This window comes from Arthrobacter sp. R1-13 (genome assembly GCF_054161475.1).
The window spans coordinates 983,648-1,002,825 of record NZ_CP096420.1; the positions used below are offsets into that span (position 1 = coordinate 983,648).

Sequence of the window (19,178 nt, forward strand, 5' to 3'; positions counted from 1 at the left end):
AGCTACGTCCCCAAATGCACCGGGCGGGAGTCAAACACAGAGGAGTGTTCATGACAACGAGCGGTACCTGGCTACGGGTGGCTTCCACCTTTGCTACTTTCTGCATCGCCTCCACCCTGGTGATCGTGCCGGCGCAACCGGCGCTCGCCGTCGCACCTGAGGACGCTGCCGCAGTGCAGGCAGCTGCCAGCGCTCTGGGTGTAACCAACATCAACGATGTTCGCGGGAACCTCACTCTGCCAGCGGCAGGCGCGGAAGGCACCTCGATCGCGTGGGCCTCAGAGGACAGCGCAGTGGTCGACCCGAGCGGCGTCGTGCACCGCCCCGCGACCGGACAGGCAACTGACGAAGTCACGCTGACCGCCACCATCACCAGGAACGACGCGTCCACCACGAAGACGTTCAGCGCCGTGGTTCCGGCCCTCCCTGAGACGCCGAAGTTCGAGGCGTATATGTTTCCCTACTTCACCGGCGACTCCATCGCCGGTGAGAAGATCTACTTCGGCGCCAGCAACGGCAACGACGCCCGCAACTGGCTGACCCTCAACGGCGGCCAGCCAGTGAAGACCTCCACCATGGGCACCAAGGGCCTGCGCGACCCGTTCATCGTCCGCTCCCCGGAGGGCGACAAGTTCTACATGATTGCCACGGACCTCTCGATCGGCAGCGGCACCACCTGGGATGCTTCCCAGCGGCAGGGCAGCCAGTACATCGAAATCTGGGAGTCCAATGACCTCGTGAACTGGTCGGATCAGCGCCACGTGAAGGTCTCCCCGGACAACGCCGGCAACACCTGGGCGCCCGAGGCCTACTATGACGCCACCCTCGGCGAATACGTTGTTTTCTGGGCATCGAAGCTGTACACCACCGCTGACCACAGCGAGGGTCAGCCGAACCAGATGCTCTACGCGACCACTCGGGACTTCGTGACGTTCAGCCCGGCCAAGGTCTGGCAGAACACCGGCAAGTCCAGGATCGACAGCACCGTGATCGCCGAGAATGGCACCTACTACCGGTTCACCAAGGACGAGGCCCAGGCCAGCGGCTGCCTGGACATCATGCAGGAGCACTCCACCAGCCTCACCGCCGTGACCACAGTTACCTCCGCCACCTCTGACACCTGGAAGCTCGACGCCACCTGCATCGGCAAGAACGCCGGGACCGCCGCCGTCGAAGGACCCACCGTGTTCAAGGCGAACGACGGCGATGTCAACGGCCCCGGTTACTACCTGTTCGTTGACGAATTCGGCGGCCGTAAGTACATTCCGCTGTTCTCCCAGAGCCTGCAGAACGCCAACTGGGCGGTCCCGACCGGATACTCCCTGCCGTCCCCGGCCCCGCGGCACGGAACCATCATGCCCATCACGGCTGCCGAGCAGAAGGCCCTCATGGGCGCCTATCTGCCCAAGGCGACGTCCGTCGCCGAGGTCAGGACAGCCGCCGTCGTCGGAACCCCCGCCAAACTGCCCCGCACCGCAACGGTGACGTTTGCTGACAATAGCAGCCGGGATCTCGCCGTCGCCTGGAACGCTCCGGCACCCGCTGACTACTACACCCGCGAAGGTACCGTCACGGTGACCGGAGCAGTCACCGGCACGGACCTGACCGCCACTGCCACCATCTCCATGATCCCTGCGGGCAGCGACACCCTGCTCCACTATGACTTCTCGAAGGTCACCGGCACCGTGGTTCCGGACTCGTCCCCCTGGGGACGGGACGGCGCAATCAAAGGCACCGGTGCCACCGTCGCCGGCAACGTCCTGACCCTGCCCGGAGGCGCGGCCAACAGCACGGCGGCGTACGTGCAGCTGCCCACCGGCACGTTCGATGGCCAGAACACCCTGACCATTTCCGCGTGGCTCAAGAACGAGACTGCCTCCGGAAACTACGCCGCAATGTTCTTCGGCGGAGCAAACAACCCGCCGAGCCAGTACTGGCTGCTGAATCCGCGCAACTCCCAAGGCCGGTTCAAGTCCGTGATCACGAATGGCAACAGCACCTCTGCGCCGTGGGGAACCGAGGCCGGCATCTCACCGACCAACGCCGCGCAAGGCGTCGCAGGTCCTGTGACGGACAATTCCTGGGGCCTGTACACCACCGTGATTGAACCCAACCAGATCACCGGTTATTTCAACGGCACCAAGATCGGCACCGTCCCCACCACGCGCAAGGTAAGTGATTTCGGCACCAGCCTGGTCTCCTACATCGGCCGGTCGTCCTACCCCGACCCCTTCTATAAGGGCGGGGTCAAGGATGTCCTCGTGCACAGCACAGCGAAGACAGCAGAACAGATAAAGGACTATTACTTGAGCACCGTGGACCCGGCGGTCGTTGACGCCGCCCTCCAGGCAGATGCCGACGCCATCAATCTGGGCCCGACCCAGGTGACGGGCAACCTCACGCTCCCCACGAGCGGCGCCAAGGGATCGGCCATCAGCTGGGCGTCGTCGGATCCTGCCGTCATCTCCGTCACCGGCCAGGTTACCCGCCCCACCGACGCCGACGCCCAGGTAACGCTCACGGCAACCCTTACGCTCGGCACCAAGACCGTCACTCGCCAGTACCAGCTGACGGTTGTTGCCCAGAACCCGGTGGCCGACCTCACCCTGGCCGCCAAGCGCTACGTGCTCCGGCCCACCGTTGTCTCGGGGACAACCCTGCCGGCTGCGCAGGCCGGACACGCCGTCGCTTACAGCACCGGCACGGCCGATGTCTCCGTCACCGACAACGTGCTGCGCACCAGCGGCAGCACCCCTGTGACCGCCAAGGTCACCCTGACGCTCCGGTCCTCTGACCCCTCAATCGATGCCCAGGTCACCAAGGACTTCACCGTTACAGTCCTGCCTGAGCAACTGGCCAGGTACGTTCTGAGCTACGAGCGCGCAGTGGTGGACACCGCCACCTACAGCGGAAAGCTCGCCTACTCCATGCACCTCGGCCTCGGCACCTCAACCGGGGACTTCAAGGCTTTGAACGACAACTACGGGGTCCTGTTCGCGAAGGCGGCACCCACCGGCTCGCTGGACATTCTGAACACCCGCACCCTGCGGAACCCCTACGTCTTCCAGCTGGACGCCGGCGGGTACGGAATCGTCGCGACCCGGGCACTGGGCAACGGATCCGATGACTCCTCCACAGCCAGCTCGCTGTTGTACTTCACCTCCCCGGACCTGAAGACGTTCACGGAGGTCGGTCTGGTTGACCTGGGCGTCACCAGCGGGGTCAACAAGCCGAAGGCCGTATGGGACTCCGCGGCGTCGGCGTACCGCGTGGCGTGGACTGCCGACGACGGCACGGCTTACCACACGTCGTTCGGAAGCCTCAGCATCCCCGGCAGCCGCGGTGACCTGGGGACCGGAACGCTGACCTTCGACGACGCCGCTGTCACCACCGCGATTCCCGGCGCCGCGCCGTCGAACGTCCTCCCGGTTACGGAAACCGTGGCCACCGCACTCGGCCAGAGGTACGGGCGGATCACCAACACTGCCGTCTCGGTTCCGAACCAGGAAGTCGAACGGAACTCGCAGGTGGACCTCAACGGGCTCGCCGCGGCGCTGGACTACTCCGACGGCTCCAAGGCCTCACTGCCGGTGGACTGGAAAGCCGAAGACCTGGCCGCCGTCAACACCGCGGTGCCCGGCGATTACACAGTGCGCGGAACTGTCCGGCAGCGGGCGTACTCGAGTCCGTTCATCGGCGCGGAGGCGGATCCGGCCATCCTGAAGTGGAAGAACAGCTACCTCTTTATCTCCACTGACGACGCCGGCAGCGGCATCAACGCCACGAACATGTACCTGCGCCGGGCCAGCACCATCGAGGGCCTGAAGACGGCGGCCGACCACTCCGTCGCTACAACGGGCGGCAGCGCAAACATTGCCGGCTGCTTCTGGGCTCCCGAGCTGCACGAGGTGGCCGGAGAGCTCTACGCCTTTTTCGCACCGTGCATCGGGCAGGCCAGCTGGACCAAGGTTCAGGCCCACGTCCAGAAACTGAAGACCGGGGGCGATCCGACGATTGCCGCCGACTGGGAACCCGCAAAGCCGGTCCTGAAGGCCGACGGCACCCCGCTGCAGCGCGATGCCAGCCACCCCGGCATCAGCCTGGACATGACCTACTTTGAGGACGGCGGCAAGTCCTACGTTGCCTGGTCCCAGCGCTACATCGGAACCCAGACCGGCGACGCCGAGATTTGGATCGCCACGGTCAACCCGGCCGACCCGACCCGCCTGATCAGCGAGCCGAAGAAGCTGGTGACGTCGGAGTACGGCTGGGACACCAACACCAGCAACGTTGCCGAGGGTCCGTTCGTCATCAAGCGCGACGGCAAAGTGTTCCTCACCTACTCCGGCTCCAACATCGACACCACCTACGCCGTCGGCCTGCTCACCGCGTCCTCGGAAGTGGACCTGACCGAGCAGTCCAACTGGACGAAGGGCAACACCCCCGTTCTCAAGAGCGATCCGGCGATCGCCCAACTGGGTCCGGGCCACAACAGCTTCACCACTGACGAGGACGGCAACCTGGTGATGGTCTACCACGCCAAATCCTCCAACGCCTCCTTCCGGGACACCTACCTGCGCCGCGTGCACTGGGCCGGGGACGGACGCCCCGTCCTGGACATGAGCACCAGCGAGGAAGTGGCGCCGGACAAGGCTGCCGTCAGCATCACCGTAACCGTCTCCTCGACCGGTCAGGCGGTGGCTCCGGCCGCTCCGGCCGCGCCGTCGCTCACGGTGGATGGCCCCTCCGCACTGATTGCTTCCTGGGTAAAGCCGGGCGACGGCGGCTCGCCCATTACGGGTTACAACGTGACCCTTTACCGGTCGGATGGTGCCGTCTACCGGACCTCCCAGGTGGATGCCTCCGTCACCTCCACGCGGTTCTCTGAGCTGGAAACCGGCAGCTACCAGGCAACGGTAGTGGCCACGAACGCCATTGGTGATTCCCCGGCGTCGGCAAAATCCTCGCCGGAGGTGGTGGGGCAGAAGTTGCTGGCCCGCTACGATTTCTCGGCCGTTGCGGGGACGTCTGTTCCTGATGCTTCGGGGAACGGGAAGACGGCGACGATTGTGGGTTCGGGGGCGACGGTTTCAGGTAAGGACCTGATGCTGCCCGGTGGTTCCTCAACGAGCGGCGCCGCACACGTGAAGCTGCCCACCGGAATGTTTGACGGTCAGAACACCCTGACGGTTTCCACGTGGCTGAAGAATGAGACAGGGTCCGGGAACTACGCGGCGATGTTCTTCGGCTCCGCCGCCAACCCGCCGAGCCAGTACTGGCTGCTGAACCCACGGAACCAGCAGGGGCTGTTCAAGTCGGTCATCACTGACACTTTGAATGCTTCAGCACCGTGGGGCACCGAGGCAGGTATTTCCCCGACGACGGCGTCCAAGGGAATTGCGGGTCCGGCGACGGGCACTGACTGGGCGCTGTACACGACGGTGATCAAGCCCGGCTCGATCACCGGCTACTACAACGGGGTCAAGATCGGCACCGTTGCCACCACCCGGAACGTGTCTGAGTTCGGGAGCGGGCTGGTCGCGTACATCGGCCGGTCATCATATCCGGATAACTTCTACAAGGGCGGAGTACGGGACGTGTCGGTCTACAGCACGGCGCTTTCTGACTCTGATGTGGCGAACGCTTTCTATGCGGGTTCGGATCCGGCGGTGGCCAAGGCTGCCCTGGATGCCGATGCTGCCGCCCTGAACCTGGGCCCGGAGACCATCGCGGCTGACCTGACACTGCCGCAGGCCGGAACCAAGGGGTCTAGGATCACCTGGTCCAGCTCGGACCCGGCGCACCTGGACGCGAACGGCAAGGTCACCCGGCCCGCCACCGAGGACGCCACGGTCACCCTGACCGCGACGCTGGAACTCGCAGGCCAAACCACCACCCGCACCTTCACGTTCACCGTGGTGGCCAACACCCCGCAGAAGGACCTGAAACTGGTCGCCGATTCCTACAACCCCGCCCTCGGGGTGGTGACGGAAGACATCAGTCTCCCGACAACCGTCGGGAACGTGACAGTCTCCTGGGAGTCCTCGAACACGCAGGTGCTCTCCACCGAAGGCAGGATCACCCGGCCGTCTAGCGATGCCCAGGTCGTGCTGTCGGCGACGTTCGCCGCCGACAGCCTGACCGAGGTCCGCGACTACACCGTCAAGGTGCTGGCAGCGGACGCCGGACGGATCGGCACGTACATCCAGTCGGGCAACACCGCCCGCACCGATGCACTGCATCTTGCTTCCCAGAACGCAGACGGCACGTACGCCGGCCTGAACAACGGTCGTGCAGTGCTCTACCCGACGCTTGGTGCTGTGAAGTTCGGTTCACCGACGCTGTTCCGGAAGGTTGACGGGTCCTTCGGCCTCGTGGCCACGGTGGACAGTAACTCCTCGTCCATCTACGTCTACGACTCGGCGGACCTGACGTCGTTCACAGGGGAGCGGCTGGTCGCTTTCAACAGCAGGAACCTGGCGGCGAAGTCGGTTGCGGTGAAGTACGACAACAGCATCGCGGCCTACAGGCTGACGTTTGTGGCACTGGGCGACGGCAAGACGTACCAGGTCACCACGAAGAACTTCACCTCCTTCACCGACCCGGCTGAGGTGCCGGCGGTGCCCGCACCAGGTCAAGGTACGTTCCCCGCGGGGGCCTTGGAGTCGTCGTCCATCGGGCTTACCAAGGGTGAGTACGACCGCGTCATCGCCAAGTACGGCCGTCTCTTCAACACCGGTGTGGCTCCGTTCAGTGATGTGAAGCTCGACGGCGGTGCGCAGCTCGCGCTGCCCACGACGTCGGACGTGCAGTACAACAACGGCTCCACCACAAAGATGGGTGTGCAGTGGAACGCTGCCGATGTTGCCGCCGTCGAATCCGGAAAGCCGGGAACGTACAAGGTCAACGGCACGGTGCAGCGGCCCACCTACCCGGAGAAGCTCGTTGCACAGCGGGCCGATCCGGATGTGATCAAGGGCGATGACGGGTACTACTACTTCACCGCTTCCTATCCGATGGTGGGCAGCGGAGACCCGGAGGGCTACGACCGTGTGACCCTGCGCCGGGCGACGACGATCGCCGGGCTGGGCACTGCACCCGAGGTCACCATCTGGGACGAGAACACCTCCGCCCTGAACCGGTACATCTGGGCGCCGGAACTGCACAAGGTGGGCGACAGCTGGTACGTGTTCTTCACGGCCAGCATCGACGGCAGTGTGTGGAGCATCCGGCCCGTGGTGCTGAAGCTCGATGGCAGCGACCTGATGGACCGCAGCAAGTGGAGCGAACTGGGACGGATGAAGCCCGCAGCCGGTGACACGGAGGCCTTCCGTGGCTTCTCGCTGGACATGACGTACTTCGAGAACGCCGGCAAGCATTATGTGGTGTGGGCCGAAAAGCCCGGTGCCTCGAACCTGCGGATGGCCACCATCGATCCCGCCGATCCCTCGCAGCTGACCAGCAAGTCGATCCTGCTCTCCACGCCCACCATGGCGTGGGAGAAGAACGCGGGCCAGTCGGTGGACGAGGGCCCGGCCGTGATCAAGAAGGACGGGAAAGTGTTCCTTACCTTCTCGGCGGCGACCGTGGACGCGGCTTACTGCATCGGGTTGCTGACGGCTTCTGAGGGTGCCGATCTGATGAACCCGGCGTCATGGACCAAGAACCCGTATCCGATCCTGACCACTGCGGACGTTCCCGGGCAGGCAGGCCCCGGCCACAACTCCTTCACTGTGGACGAGCACGGAAACCCGGTCATCGTCTTCCACTCGCGCACCATCGGAGAGGTATCCGGCCCGGGAGACCAGGGTGACGGAGGCCTGTTTGATCCAGGGCGGCATGCCCGGGCAGCAACGGTGCACTTCGGTTTTGACAGCCAGCCGGTCTTCAACATGACAGCAGCCGAAGAGCTGGCTGATGCGCATAAGAACGTGCAGGTCAAGGTTGTGGTTTCGGACTCGGCGGCGCCGGAACTGACCGTGACGGTCGCCCCTGACGCCCCTGACGGGACGAACGGGTGGTGGAAGTCGATTGTGAACGTGTCGGCAACTGCCACTGATGACAGCGGTGTGGCACCGCGGATCGAGGTGAGCCGCGATGGCGGCGTGACCTGGGACGTGTTCGCCCCGTTGGTGCTCGCTGATGGAAGTCCCTCGTTGAAGCTCCGTGCCGTGGACGCGGCGGGTAACGTATCCGCCGTCGTGGACCGTGCCTTCAAGATCGACCGTGTGGTTCCGTCAGCGTCGGCAGTGGTGGATGCCGCTGCCCGGAAGGTCACACTCGCGGGAGCCGACGCGGAGCCAGGGTCCGGTGTGGCTGGCCTGGAGTATCGCGTTGACGGCGCCGAGGCATGGACGGCAGTGGCAGGTGCTGGTGCCGAGCTCACAGTCGGTGCAGGGGCGGCCACCGTTGAGTACCGTGCGGTGGATGCTGCGGGCAACGTGAGCGCGGCACAGTCAGCGCTGGTGCCGGCAGCCGCCGTCGCGAAGGCAACTGTCTCACTGGCATCGGCAGCTCAGCCCTCTGCCGAGGGCTGGTACGCGAAGGACGTGACTGTGACCATCGCGGCGCCCTCCGGCTCCGTGGCGGAGTACCGTCTCGACGGCGGGGACTGGACGTCCGCGGCGCAGCCGTTCACCATCTCCACAAGCGGACCGCATACGGTTGACCACCGCCTGCTGAAGAGCAACGCGGTGGTGAACGGATCCGAAGGCAGTGCTTCGGTGAAGATCGACAAAATCACGCCGACGACGACGGCTCTCACCACACCCGACTCGGCAGTTGGAACGCCGCGGAACCCGGTGAGTGTGCTCTTCTCGGCGAGGGACACGTTGTCCGGCATCGCCAGGATCGAGTACACCCTGAACCAGGGCGCCTGGACCGGTGTCCCGGCAGGTGGCTCGGTGAAATTCTCCGCTGTGGGTGACTTTGTGGTGAGCTACCGGTCCTTCGACGAGGCCGGCAATGCCGACAAGATCCGTACCGTCACAGTGAAGATCACGGCGGACGTGGTGCCGTCGTTGAAGGCCAGCGCGGACAGCGTCAAACCCGGCGGTGTGTTGACCTTCAAAGTGGCCGGATTCGACAGGTGGGACAAGGTGGTCCTGAGCAACGCGGCCACCACGCTCGGCTCGGTGTTGACGGACGAGAAGGGCGCGGCGAAGGTCACCCTGACCATCCCCGCTGACACCCCGGCAGGCGTTGCAACTATCACGGCCAAGGGCTCGGACGGGGATCCGGTGGCCACTGTGAAGGTCACGGTAAAGAAATAAAAGCTAAGTGGTCTCTACCATGCGGGTCAGTCTAGAAGCAGGCTGACCGACACAAAAGGCGGGCCTGCTGCGGTTGCAGCAGGCCCGCCGTCGTACTCCTGGCCTTTGGGCGGTGCGGTCCTAAGCGGCGCGGTCTTAGGCGGTGGCTCTGTACGCCTTCGGCAGTTTGAGTCCGCGCTCGTCCATCAGGGTGCGCAGGCGCGTGGGGTAGTCGGTGATGATTCCGTCCACGCCGAGGTCCATCAGGCGTTCCATGTCCTCGGTGGTGTTGACCGTCCACGGGATAACGGGCAGGCCCAGCTGGTGGGCTTCGGCGATCATGTCTGGGGTGACGGAGCGGAAGGTGGGGGAGACGACGTCGTAACCCTGGGCGGCTGCCGCTTTGGCGAGTGAACCGTCGTAGTCGTCGATGTCGAGGCCGCCCAGATTGGGGCTTGGCGCCAGGCTTCCCGACCTCAAGCCAGGCATCGCCGCTGGACAGGGCCACGAGAGGAAGGTCCGGCGCGATCTCCCGCGTGAGGTTCAGTGAGGACCAGTCGAAGGACTGCAGGGTGGTGCGCTCAGCCATGCCGGCCTTGTAGATTTCTGCGACCACCGCCTTGGTGAGGGCCACCATACCCTGGCCGCCAGCCTTGCCTTCTTCCACCTTGGTCTCGACGTTGAAGCGGACCTTCCCGGCGTCATAGTCACGGGCAAGCTGGTAGACGTCCTTGAGCTCGGCGATCCGGTTGCCCTCGATCACGTCCTGTTCCGGGTAGCCGGCCAGCTGGGTGTATCCGCAGTTCAGGGTTTTCACCTGGGCCAGGGACAGTTCCGCAACGCGGTCGCCCACGTACGGGAATTCGGCGTCGCCCGGAACAGCCGGGGCAGTGTCTGTGCATTTGTTGGCCTGGATGGTGTCGTCGTGCCAGACGATAACCTTGCCGTCCTCGGTCAGGTGGGTGTCCAGCTCCAGGGTGGTCACGCCCAGCTCGAGGGAGTTGGCAAACGCGGCCAGTGATTCCTCGGTCCACTCGCCGCGGCCGCCGCGGTGGGACTGCATATCGAAGGAGCCGTTCCGCTCGTTGGTTTTGATGGCAGTCGGGTCTCCGGAAGCGTCTGACGGCGGAGTGTTCGACGACGGTGCATTCGATGACGGCGCGGGGCTGGCTTCTGCGTTAGGGGAGGCGACAGCGGGGGTTGCCAGGGAAACAAGGAGCGCGGCGGCAGCCGCTGCTGTCAGAACTTTTCGCATCGGAAGGGTTCCTCCTGAGTAAGGAATGGCCGGCACGGTGCCTGGACCCGTCCAACGTATGCCGTTCAAGTGGCCTGCTGTGTGCCGGGAGTTGGAGCCGAGGTTAACGGGGGTGGATGGAGGCCGGGAGCGTAAAGCGCTTTCGCAGAGGAGACTTTTCGAGTGTCATAGACTACCCGCACCGGGTTGTTTAAACTGGACAGATCCCCAACTCCTGGAAGCCCGCAGCAATTGATTGCGTCGGAAATGCCCACCAGTTGAGGTCCATCGAAAATGTCGAAAATCACGGCGCCGCCCTATCGCTCGGCCGTGAGGACAAGAGGGAGATTGAAATGACTGGCAATAAAGCCGTTGCTTATAAAGAGCCAGGCAAGGTCGAGGTGATCGACGTCGACTACCCGACCTTCGAACTCAAGGACGGACCGGGCGTCAATCCGGCGAACGTGGGGCGTCCGGTGCCTCACGCGGCCATCCTTAAAACTGTTGCCACCAACATCTGCGGTTCCGACCAGCACATGGTCCGCGGACGCACAACGGCACCAACCAACCTGGTGCTGGGGCACGAAATCACCGGCGAAGTGGTGGAGGTGGGTCCCGGCGTCGAATTCATCAAGGTGGGAGACATATGCTCGGTCCCCTTTAACATTTCATGCGGCCGATGCCGCAACTGTAAGGAACGCAAGACGGGCATTTGCCAGAACGTGAATCCGGACCGCCCCGGCAGCGCCTATGGCTACGTGGACATGGGCGGCTGGGTGGGAGGCCAAGCCAACTTTGTGCTTGTCCCGTACGCGGACTGGAACTTGCTGAAGTTTCCGGACAAGGATCAGGCCATGGAAAAGATCCTGGACCTGGCCATGCTCTCGGACATCTTCCCCACCGGTTTTCACGGCGCCGTGAGTGCGGGGGTGGGCGTGGGATCCACCGTATACATTGCCGGTGCCGGACCTGTTGGCTTGGCAGCGGCTACCAGCGCCCATCTGCTGGGTGCCGCCGTCGTGATCGTGGGCGACCTCAATGGGGAGCGGCTGGAGAAGGCACGCAGCTTCGGGTGCGAGACGGTGGACCTGACCCAAGGCGGGCCCGCGGAGCAGATTGAACAGATCCTGGGTGTACCGGAGGTGGATTGTGGTGTTGATGCGGTGGGCTTCGAAGCGCGCAGCCACGGGCGTGACGCCAAGGAGGCGCCGGCGACGGTGCTGAACTCGCTGATGGAGATCACGGCGGCAGGCGGCGCGCTGGGCATTCCGGGCTTGTATGTCACCGGCGATCCCGGCGGCGTGGATGAGGCCGCGAAGAAGGGCTCCCTGAGCCTGAGCCTGGGCACGGGCTGGGCCAAGTCCCTGAGCTTCACCACGGGGCAGTGCCCGGTGATGAAGTACAACCGGCAGCTGATGATGGCCATCCTGCATGACAAGGTGAGCATTGCCAAGAATGTGAACGCCAAGGCCATCCCCTTGGAGGAGGCGCCCAAGGGCTACGCGGAGTTCGACGCCGGTGCCGCCACTAAGTATGTCCTGGACCCGAACGGGTATTTGAGCTGAGTCCCTTCCGGAGTTGGTGGCCTCCACACAGCGCCGGGAGGCGATTGTAAAGACCGTGACCCTTGGCTTGTTTGCCAGGGTCACGGTTTTCCGTCTTCACCTTGGTCGTCGAGTCGCCGCAGCAGCGGTCGGAGAGCCGCCCCGCTGAGAAAGGCAGGATTGGCTTTGATCTACGGGTTTTGCTCCCAGTGGATGCGGATGGCCTCAGCAACCGGACCGTGGGCTGTGTCCACCCGGAAAGCCACCGGCGCAGTGCCTGTCTCTTCAATAACGGCGTCGCGGTATACCCGGCCGCATTTGGGGCAGAGTGTGTAGATGTCCTCATCTTCCGGCCACTCTGCCAGCCCGGCTGGAACAGGAGTGTTGTCGTCACCGTGAACAGGGATACCTTGTGCATTGGCCTGGATCAGGCCCTCGCCGTCGACAGTGTTCCCGCAGACGCAGGTGATGGTGGTGACATCATGACCGGTGACGTCGGCGAATTCGGTCTCCATGATGTGCTCCCGGGAACGGCGGAACCTTAAGTCTCAGTTTAGGCGTTCGCACCGAACCGGGCACGGTCCTTGAACAGTTAACCCTTGCGCTAAGTATCGGCAGTTCGATATGGCGTCGCCTTCCTTTATGAAGCACATCCATTTTTCTGGAAGACAGCGGATGGCCACCATGAGAGCACTTATCCCTTGGTCTCCCGATGAATTGCGGGCGGCCATGACCCTAGGAGATTCCCAAGACCGGGTCTGGAAGAAACAGATTCCCCGTTGGACCGGAGTGGCTGCGGTATTGGGCGGGCTGCTCTGTGGCCTTGCTGTCTTCTTGCATTCCCTGGAACCCACCGGATGTATTGGCCTCCAGCGCGAAACTGGGGAAATGCGTTCAGCTACGGGCATTGTTCCGCTGATCTCTCCAGTGGCAACAATTCTGATACTGATCGGGATTGCCGGTCTAACCTGGGTGGCCCGTCAAATCAGCCGCTTCAAGAAACTGGCGGATGGGGGAGTGATGTGTGCATTTGCCGGCCTCGCCGTGTTGTTCCTTGGCGGACTCATCCAAGCCATTTTCTTCAATGGCGATTTTCCCTGGATGCCGTTCTTCGTGATTCCAGGACTGCTGGCTGTCATTACCGGCTTCGTGCTTATCGGTGTCTTTATTCTTCGCTCCGGCGTGCTCCCTCGCTGGCTTGGCATTTTCCTCCTTGTAAGCAGCGTGCTTCTCCTGGCGGCCAATGAGCAAACGGCAGCTGTTCTCCTGGCGATACCCTTTGCCCTGGCAGTGGCAACTGTCGGGGCTTTCATGTGGACGATGGCGGAGCGTCCGTATATGGCCACCGTGGCCGCAGGCTGAGCAAGCATGTGCAGTTTGGAGGCCGAGAACCGTTGGGCAGCGGCATGAGCCCCTCAATTCGGGCACTTGTTGTGCCTGCGGGCGCAGGGATCGGCTGGGCCGGGATGTTCGTTCACAACCTCACCGAGTTGCCCGGGCAGGGTTTTCTAAGTCCGGAATCGTTCATCCCGTTCCTGGTGACTGCCCTTCTGGTGGCCGGATGGTTCACGCGGCTTCGGCGCCCGGCGACGATTGCCCTGCTGTTCTGGGGGCTGCTGCATTTCTTCGGCGGCGGCGTGCTCAGCGTCCTGCCTTTGCCGTTTCTCCCGTTCTCGCCGGAGCAAACTCTCAATCACTACCTGTCCCACGGTTTATACGCCCTGGCACAGTTGCCCCTCATCTTTGGCGCCTTGGCATGGCTCCGCTCACCTGATCGCTTGGACAGCGTTGGTACGACACACCGTTAGCTGGTTGTGGCCGCTCCTTAGAAAGTGGCCACGGTAAGAGTGGGTGCCCTCAGGCGCCAGCCGTCTGCTGATCGATCAGCTGCTCACGCAGAATGTCTGCGTGGCCGCAGTGCTGGGCAAATTCGCGGATCGAATGGAGGTACATCCACCGCAGTGGGAGCGGGCCGCGCCGGTTGCCGTGGAGCAGATCGTCGAGGCCGAGTGAGGCAGCCAGCTGGCGCGATGATTCGCAGGCCTCCAGGTGTGCCTGTCGGACCGTGGCGATTGTGTCGCCGTCGTCGAGGATGAACGACTCATCGGGAGTGGCGGGGATACCGATCTCGGACCGGGGACGGCATGTAATGGCTTCGTCGAACAGGACTTTCTCCACGAACGTGGCATGCTTCACCAGACCCAGCAGCGTGGTGCGGGACGGCACCAGGGACCTGCGAGCCTGCTCCTCGGTCAGTCCGTCGAGGCAGGCGTTGAGTGCGTTGCGGTGTTCGTTGAGGAACGCCTCGAACTGGGCGCGGGCTGGCTGGTTGATGACGTCGTCGGCGGCCGTCACGGGGAGGGAGGACATGCGTGAAGTATGCCAATGCTCCGGGCCGGGAGCAATTTGGTGGGACGGTTCAGCCCGAGAGGCCGCTCAGCCGGGTTTGGAGGTAGCGCCGAGGTGAACGATGGTCGCCAAGAAGGTCCAATCTCAACCTTTGAATGAAGGACCATGGGCCCGCCACGGATGGGGCCGGGGCTAAGGAGTGATCCCTGCATCCAGTAGCTCCTGCAATTCCAGCCGGAACTTGGCCTTGCCCCCGTGGGCGGGATGCCGCACTTTGGGCACCGATCTTCCGCTGGCAAGAATGCTGCCGTAGGCCACGTTTCCGACGGCCACCACTGAGGTGATGCCGAACAAATGTGTCAGGGTCAGCCAAAAAGGTTGACCGGCCGTTGCTTCAGCGGTAGTGGGAGTGCGATTCGATAGGCATCGGTTTGGCAGGTGGGGATGGAGCGGATAGGCGCTCCAAAGCAGGGGAAGGAAATCAAGTTCCTCCAGTACTCGCCACATCACGGTGGCTGTCGGTTCCGGTGCTACAGCTGGGGCTCCGGGCGGAAGGATGTAGCCCTTTCCCGGCCCAAATAGTTCAAAGTGGTCAATTCCGCCCTGGAGAATGTTTGTGTTGGTAAACGGGACTCCAGTAATTCGCATCCCTCGAAATCCGGGTGCTTCCCCTAGCAGCAGCACCTTTGGTTCCCTTTGAAACATCTCCTGCAGATACAGCTCGAGGTTACGTCGGCGCCCGGCATTGTCCGGGCTAGTGAAGTCGAAGAAATTGTCGCTGTTCTGACCGGCTTTGGTTGCAGCAAGCTCTTCCACGAAGGCCTGGATGGCACATGCCGCGGCCTGGTTCATTCTGTTGTCGTGAGCCGGGCGCAGCAGGCTGAGCCCTCGGATGCTGGCGCAACGCGGTGCTGTTTGTCATTAAAGCCATCAAGAGTGCCTTCGAGGAGGGCGGCGTTGAGTCCGCAGATGAGCCGGGAGTTGTCTTTGGCGAGGCGGTGGAACGGGCAGTTTGTTAAGACCAGCCCTTGGGAGTCGGCCTCCGGTTCAAAACCGTTGTCAACCAAGGCTTTCTCAAGGTTTCCTGCTAGAAGCCCTAACTTTTGGCCCTCGGCATAGGCGACGGCCTGCAAGGCCGCTTCCACAGGTTCGCCGGTCTGGATCGAAGCTTGGATGGCAGAAGCCAGCAGGCGGCCTGCCAATTCATACTCCCGGGCGGGGAAGGAAACGTGGATCTCGTCGGCGGCCGGTCTATACAGTTTGGTGGGCCGCCCGGAGCCAGGCCCGGTCTTGGAGCCGAGCTTCCTGCTTTCAGTTTCCAGAAGGCCGTCGCGCACCATCCTCTCCAGATGAAACGTGGCCGTGCTGGGGGCCAGGTTCAGCATCCTGACCAGCTGGTCCCGGCTCATGGGGGCGGGGCTGCGTATCAGTGTCTGGTAAAGAGAGCGCCGTACAGGGTCCGCCAGCGACATCGCGTCCGGACCCTGGGTTGGAACTGATGAGGAATTCATACGGAAATTCAAACACCTCCATAGGTTTGGCGGAACCTGTTTAGCACTCTAAGTTCACGATATTCAACTTTAGAGGGCCGTCATTCTGCCCCGCCCGTGCAGCACGGGACAGTCGCCAACTATCAGCGCGGCAGCACTGCTGCATGCCCCATCGGCGGGAGTGCGGGGGAGGCTAATCCCGCCCGGGACAAGTACTTACTTCGCGGCCATGGCCTGCCTGATCGGAATAGTGCTTCTCATTGCAGGAGTGGCGGCGCAGACTGTTGTCGTCGGCGTCTCTGGGTTCCTGTTGATGGGAACAGGCACTTATTTTCTTCTGGACTGGCGACGCCGGTAGGCCTGTCAGATACGAGCGAACAAAGGATGGGGAAATGGGCACATCAGATCCAGACGATATCCGGATCCACAGCGAGGCTCCGGTTGAAGGAGACGACTCCCGGGATTTTCCCGAGATCCGCTCCCACTCCCAGGATCCGGCTGAGGGTTCTGATTTTGCCGCTGAGGGCACCAGCGCCTCAGCTGCCCGGCCACAACAGCCTCCGGCGCCCGGCCAGCCTCTGGCCGAAAAGGTGCTTTGAGGTCATCAGCGCTTCCTCAGACTGAACACTGCGCTCCTGAAGCCAGGCGGGCAAGTCCCGCCTGGGAAGTTAGCGCGCCCGATCGAGGGATGATGCAGACGTGGCAGGGACAGCCCCCACACCGTTAGCGGATGGATTGCTGCGCTCCAGCCAGCCAGTAGGGGTTCCGCCACCATCTTGCCAAAACGGCACCCACAGAGAGACAGTGAAGTAGGTCTCATCGGGGCCGGGAGCCCGGCCGCGCCTATAGGGGAACGTGTACCGGCCGTGGAGGTCAGCCATGAGCACCATACGTGACGAAGTCTTCGACGTAACGCCGGAGAAGGACGAACCGAAGCTCAAACGGGTCCTCGGACCCAAGCTCCTGCTCCTCTTCATCGTCGGTGACATCCTCGGCGCCGGCGTCTACGCGGTCACTGGAACGATGGCAGGCCAAGTCGGCGGGATCGTCTGGTTGCCCTTCCTGCTCGCCTTCATTGTGGCGACGCTAACGGCCTTCTCCTATTTGGAGTTGGTCACACAGTATCCGCAGGCCGCGGGGGCGGCGCTCTACACGCACAAGGCGTTCGGGATCCACTTCGTCACGTTCCTGGTCGCGTTCGCCGTCGTCTGCTCCGGCATCACCAGCGCCTCCACCTCGGCGAACGTCCTTGCCCAGAACTTCTTCGGCGGCATGGAGATCAACGGCTGGATGGGGGTGCCCGGACGGGAGACGATCACCGCCGTCGCCATGGGCTTTATGCTGCTGCTCGCGGCGATCAACCTGCGCGGCGTGGGGGAGAGCGTGAAGTTCAACGTGGTGCTCACCCTGGTGGAAATGATCGCGCTGTGCATCGTGATCGGCGTCGGCTTCTTTGTGCTGACGCAGGGCACCGGGAATGCCGGCGAGATCTTCGTCTTCAACGATTACCAGGACAAGGGCTTGTTCCTGGCCGTCACCGCAGCCACCTCCATCGCGTTCTTCGCCATGGTGGGCTTCGAGGACTCGGTGAACATGGTGGAGGAGACCAAGGAGCCCGAGAAGATCTTCCCGCGGACCATGCTCACCGGCCTCGGCATAGCGGTGCTGCTCTACATGCTGGTGGCAGTTTCGGTGGTCAGCGTGCTCTCGCCCACCGAGCTTGAGAACATCCGCGAGGCGGAAGGTGCCGCGCTCCTCGAAGTGGTGCACAAGGGCTCACCGGACTTCCCGATCGACAGGATCTTCCCGTTCCTGGCGGTGTTCGCCGTCGCCAATACCGCCTTGATCAACATGCTGATGGCCAGCCGTCTCATTTACGGCATGGCCAAGGCGCGCGTCCTGCCGCGGCCGCTGGGAAGGGTGCTGCCGACCCGCCGGACGCCGTGGGCCGGCATCGTGTTCTCCACCGTCCTCGCGCTGGGGCTCATCTGGTACGTCAGCAGTGATCCCGAAAGCAATATTGTCGCCAACCTTTCGGGCACGACGGCGTTCCTGCTCCTTTGCGTGTTCACTGTGGTTAACGTGGCCTGCTTGGTGCTTCGCCGCAAGAGGGATCCGGACCGGAAGGTGTTCTTCACTTCGCCGGGGCAGCTGCCGTTGCTGGCGGCCTTGCTGTGTGCCTTCCTCGCCGGTCCATGGGTGGGCCGGAACCCGATCCAGTACCAGGTGGCCGGAGGTTTGATGGCCCTCGGTATCGTGCTGTGGTTCATCACCTGGCTGATCACGAGGAGATCCAACAACCAGCCGGGCGAACCGGTCGGCACCCAGAACATCGGGAAAGACGACCAGGTCCCGCCGCCCCCGCTCGGCGATTGAGCGCATGTCTTTGGAGGGCATAAACGACGACGAGGGCGGCCGCCGCCTCGAGCTGAACGGCGCCTCGATTTACTACGAGGACCGCGGCGACGGACCAGCGGTCATCCTGATCCACGGTGGGCTGGGCGCAGGATCGGAATGGAGGCCGATTGCCTCGTTGCTGGACGGCGAGTTCCGGGTCATCACGCCGGACAGCCGCGGGCACGGTCGGTCGACCAACCCGGTCGGGAAGCTCTCCTACGGCGGAATCGCGGACGACATCGCGGCGCTCATTGAAGTGTTGGGACTGCAGCGCCCGTTGGTGGGTGGATGGAGCGACGGCGGACAGGTCGCCATGGAGCTTGCCGCCCGTCACCCTACGCTCGCCGGGGCGCTCATCGTGGGAGCCGCTTATCCTGACTTCGACGCCGGCGGCCTCCGGGAGGCTCACCGGGCGCTGCTTGGAGCTGACGACGACGGCGTCCCTGACCTCGCGTACCTCGACGCCCAACTCGGCGAGTGGGCAGCCGAAGTCAAGAAGTTGCACCGCGGGGGAGAGCTGCATTGGCAGACGCTGATCGAACAGACCGCGAAGATGTGGCTGGGCTACGAAGGTCTCGATCAAGGGGAGCTTCAGGCAATCCAGACCCCGACGCTGGTGCTTGCCGGCGACCGCGACGAACTGATTCCGCTCGAGCTCTCGGTAAGGCTGTATCAGACGCTGCCCGATACCGAATTGGCCGTTGTGCCGTCCCTCGGCCATGAGGGCCCATCTTCCGCCCGCGGGGCGTTCCTGGCCGAAGTGATCCGGGACTTCGCCCGCCGTCGTCTGTAATCGCCGTCGTCTGGAATCCACCCGGGCCGGCGAGGCAGCCCCGGCCGCAAGATTACCGCAGGATTGCCTTAATTTCATACTGCAGGTGGCCGCCTCAGGATACGTTCATGGCGGGGGATG

General features: G+C 63.5%; 13 protein-coding genes. 8 read left to right on the top strand and 5 right to left on the bottom strand.

Annotation, left to right across the window (positions count from 1 at the left end; genetic code table 11):
- The first annotated feature begins 50 nt into the window (after positions 1-50).
- Positions 51-9,272 carry a family 43 glycosylhydrolase gene (locus M1D88_RS04700; protein WP_458113413.1) on the top strand — a complete coding sequence of 3,074 codons (9,222 nt, stop codon included), beginning with the start codon at positions 51-53 and terminating at the stop codon, positions 9,270-9,272.
- A gap of 31 nt (positions 9,273-9,303) precedes the next feature.
- Here the strand turns inward: M1D88_RS04700 and M1D88_RS04705 are convergent, their stop codons facing one another.
- Positions 9,304-10,506, bottom strand: coding sequence for a glycerophosphodiester phosphodiesterase family protein (locus M1D88_RS04705; protein WP_458113414.1), 1,203 nt, complete (start codon positions 10,504-10,506; stop codon positions 9,304-9,306).
- Positions 10,507-10,838: 332 nt separating this feature from the next.
- Between M1D88_RS04705 and fdhA the strand changes: the two genes are divergently transcribed.
- The gene (fdhA, locus tag M1D88_RS04710) at positions 10,839-12,050 is read left to right on the top strand and encodes a formaldehyde dehydrogenase, glutathione-independent (protein ID WP_458113415.1); all 1,212 of its coding nucleotides are present in this window, start codon (positions 10,839-10,841) and stop codon (positions 12,048-12,050) included.
- Between the two features lie 170 nt (positions 12,051-12,220).
- On the opposite strand, the gene M1D88_RS04715 is transcribed toward fdhA, so the two are convergent.
- Positions 12,221-12,544, bottom strand: coding sequence for a hypothetical protein (locus M1D88_RS04715; RefSeq protein ID WP_458113416.1), 324 nt, complete (start codon positions 12,542-12,544; stop codon positions 12,221-12,223).
- Between the two features lie 169 nt (positions 12,545-12,713).
- On the opposite strand from M1D88_RS04715, the gene M1D88_RS04720 reads away from it, so the two are divergent.
- Together M1D88_RS04720 and M1D88_RS04725 are read left to right on the top strand one after the other, a co-directional pair.
- Positions 12,714-13,391, top strand: coding sequence for a hypothetical protein (locus tag M1D88_RS04720; RefSeq protein WP_458113417.1), 678 nt, complete (start codon positions 12,714-12,716; stop codon positions 13,389-13,391).
- A gap of 44 nt (positions 13,392-13,435) precedes the next feature.
- Positions 13,436-13,837, top strand: coding sequence for a hypothetical protein (locus M1D88_RS04725; RefSeq protein WP_458113418.1), 402 nt, complete (start codon positions 13,436-13,438; stop codon positions 13,835-13,837).
- 49 nt (positions 13,838-13,886) lie between these two features.
- Here the strand turns inward: M1D88_RS04725 and M1D88_RS04730 are convergent, their stop codons facing one another.
- The 3 genes from M1D88_RS04730 to M1D88_RS04740 form a co-directional block, all read right to left on the bottom strand.
- Positions 13,887-14,399, bottom strand: coding sequence for a DinB family protein (locus M1D88_RS04730; RefSeq protein ID WP_458113419.1), 513 nt, complete (start codon positions 14,397-14,399; stop codon positions 13,887-13,889).
- Between the two features lie 171 nt (positions 14,400-14,570).
- Complete coding sequence (locus M1D88_RS04735; RefSeq protein ID WP_458113420.1) at positions 14,571-15,230, bottom strand: uracil-DNA glycosylase; 660 nt, start codon at positions 15,228-15,230, stop codon at positions 14,571-14,573.
- Positions 15,227-15,889, bottom strand: coding sequence for a helix-turn-helix transcriptional regulator (locus tag M1D88_RS04740; protein WP_458113421.1), 663 nt, complete (start codon positions 15,887-15,889; stop codon positions 15,227-15,229). The genes M1D88_RS04735 and M1D88_RS04740 overlap by 4 nt, the downstream gene beginning before the upstream one ends.
- 208 nt (positions 15,890-16,097) lie before the next feature.
- On the opposite strand from M1D88_RS04740, the gene M1D88_RS04745 reads away from it, so the two are divergent.
- The 4 genes from M1D88_RS04745 to M1D88_RS04760 all read left to right on the top strand — a co-directional run bounded on the left by M1D88_RS04745 (position 16,098) and on the right by M1D88_RS04760 (position 19,058).
- A complete protein-coding gene (locus tag M1D88_RS04745; protein WP_458113422.1) occupies positions 16,098-16,226 on the top strand; it encodes a hypothetical protein in 129 nt (42 codons plus the stop codon).
- A gap of 34 nt (positions 16,227-16,260) precedes the next feature.
- Complete coding sequence (locus M1D88_RS04750; RefSeq protein WP_458113423.1) at positions 16,261-16,467, top strand: hypothetical protein; 207 nt, start codon at positions 16,261-16,263, stop codon at positions 16,465-16,467.
- Positions 16,468-16,747: 280 nt separating this feature from the next.
- Complete coding sequence (locus M1D88_RS04755; RefSeq protein WP_458113424.1) at positions 16,748-18,244, top strand: APC family permease; 1,497 nt, start codon at positions 16,748-16,750, stop codon at positions 18,242-18,244.
- 4 nt (positions 18,245-18,248) lie between these two features.
- Entirely contained in the window at positions 18,249-19,058 is an 810-nt protein-coding gene (locus M1D88_RS04760) for an alpha/beta fold hydrolase (RefSeq protein WP_458113425.1), read from the top strand.
- Positions 19,059-19,178 lie beyond the last annotated feature (120 nt).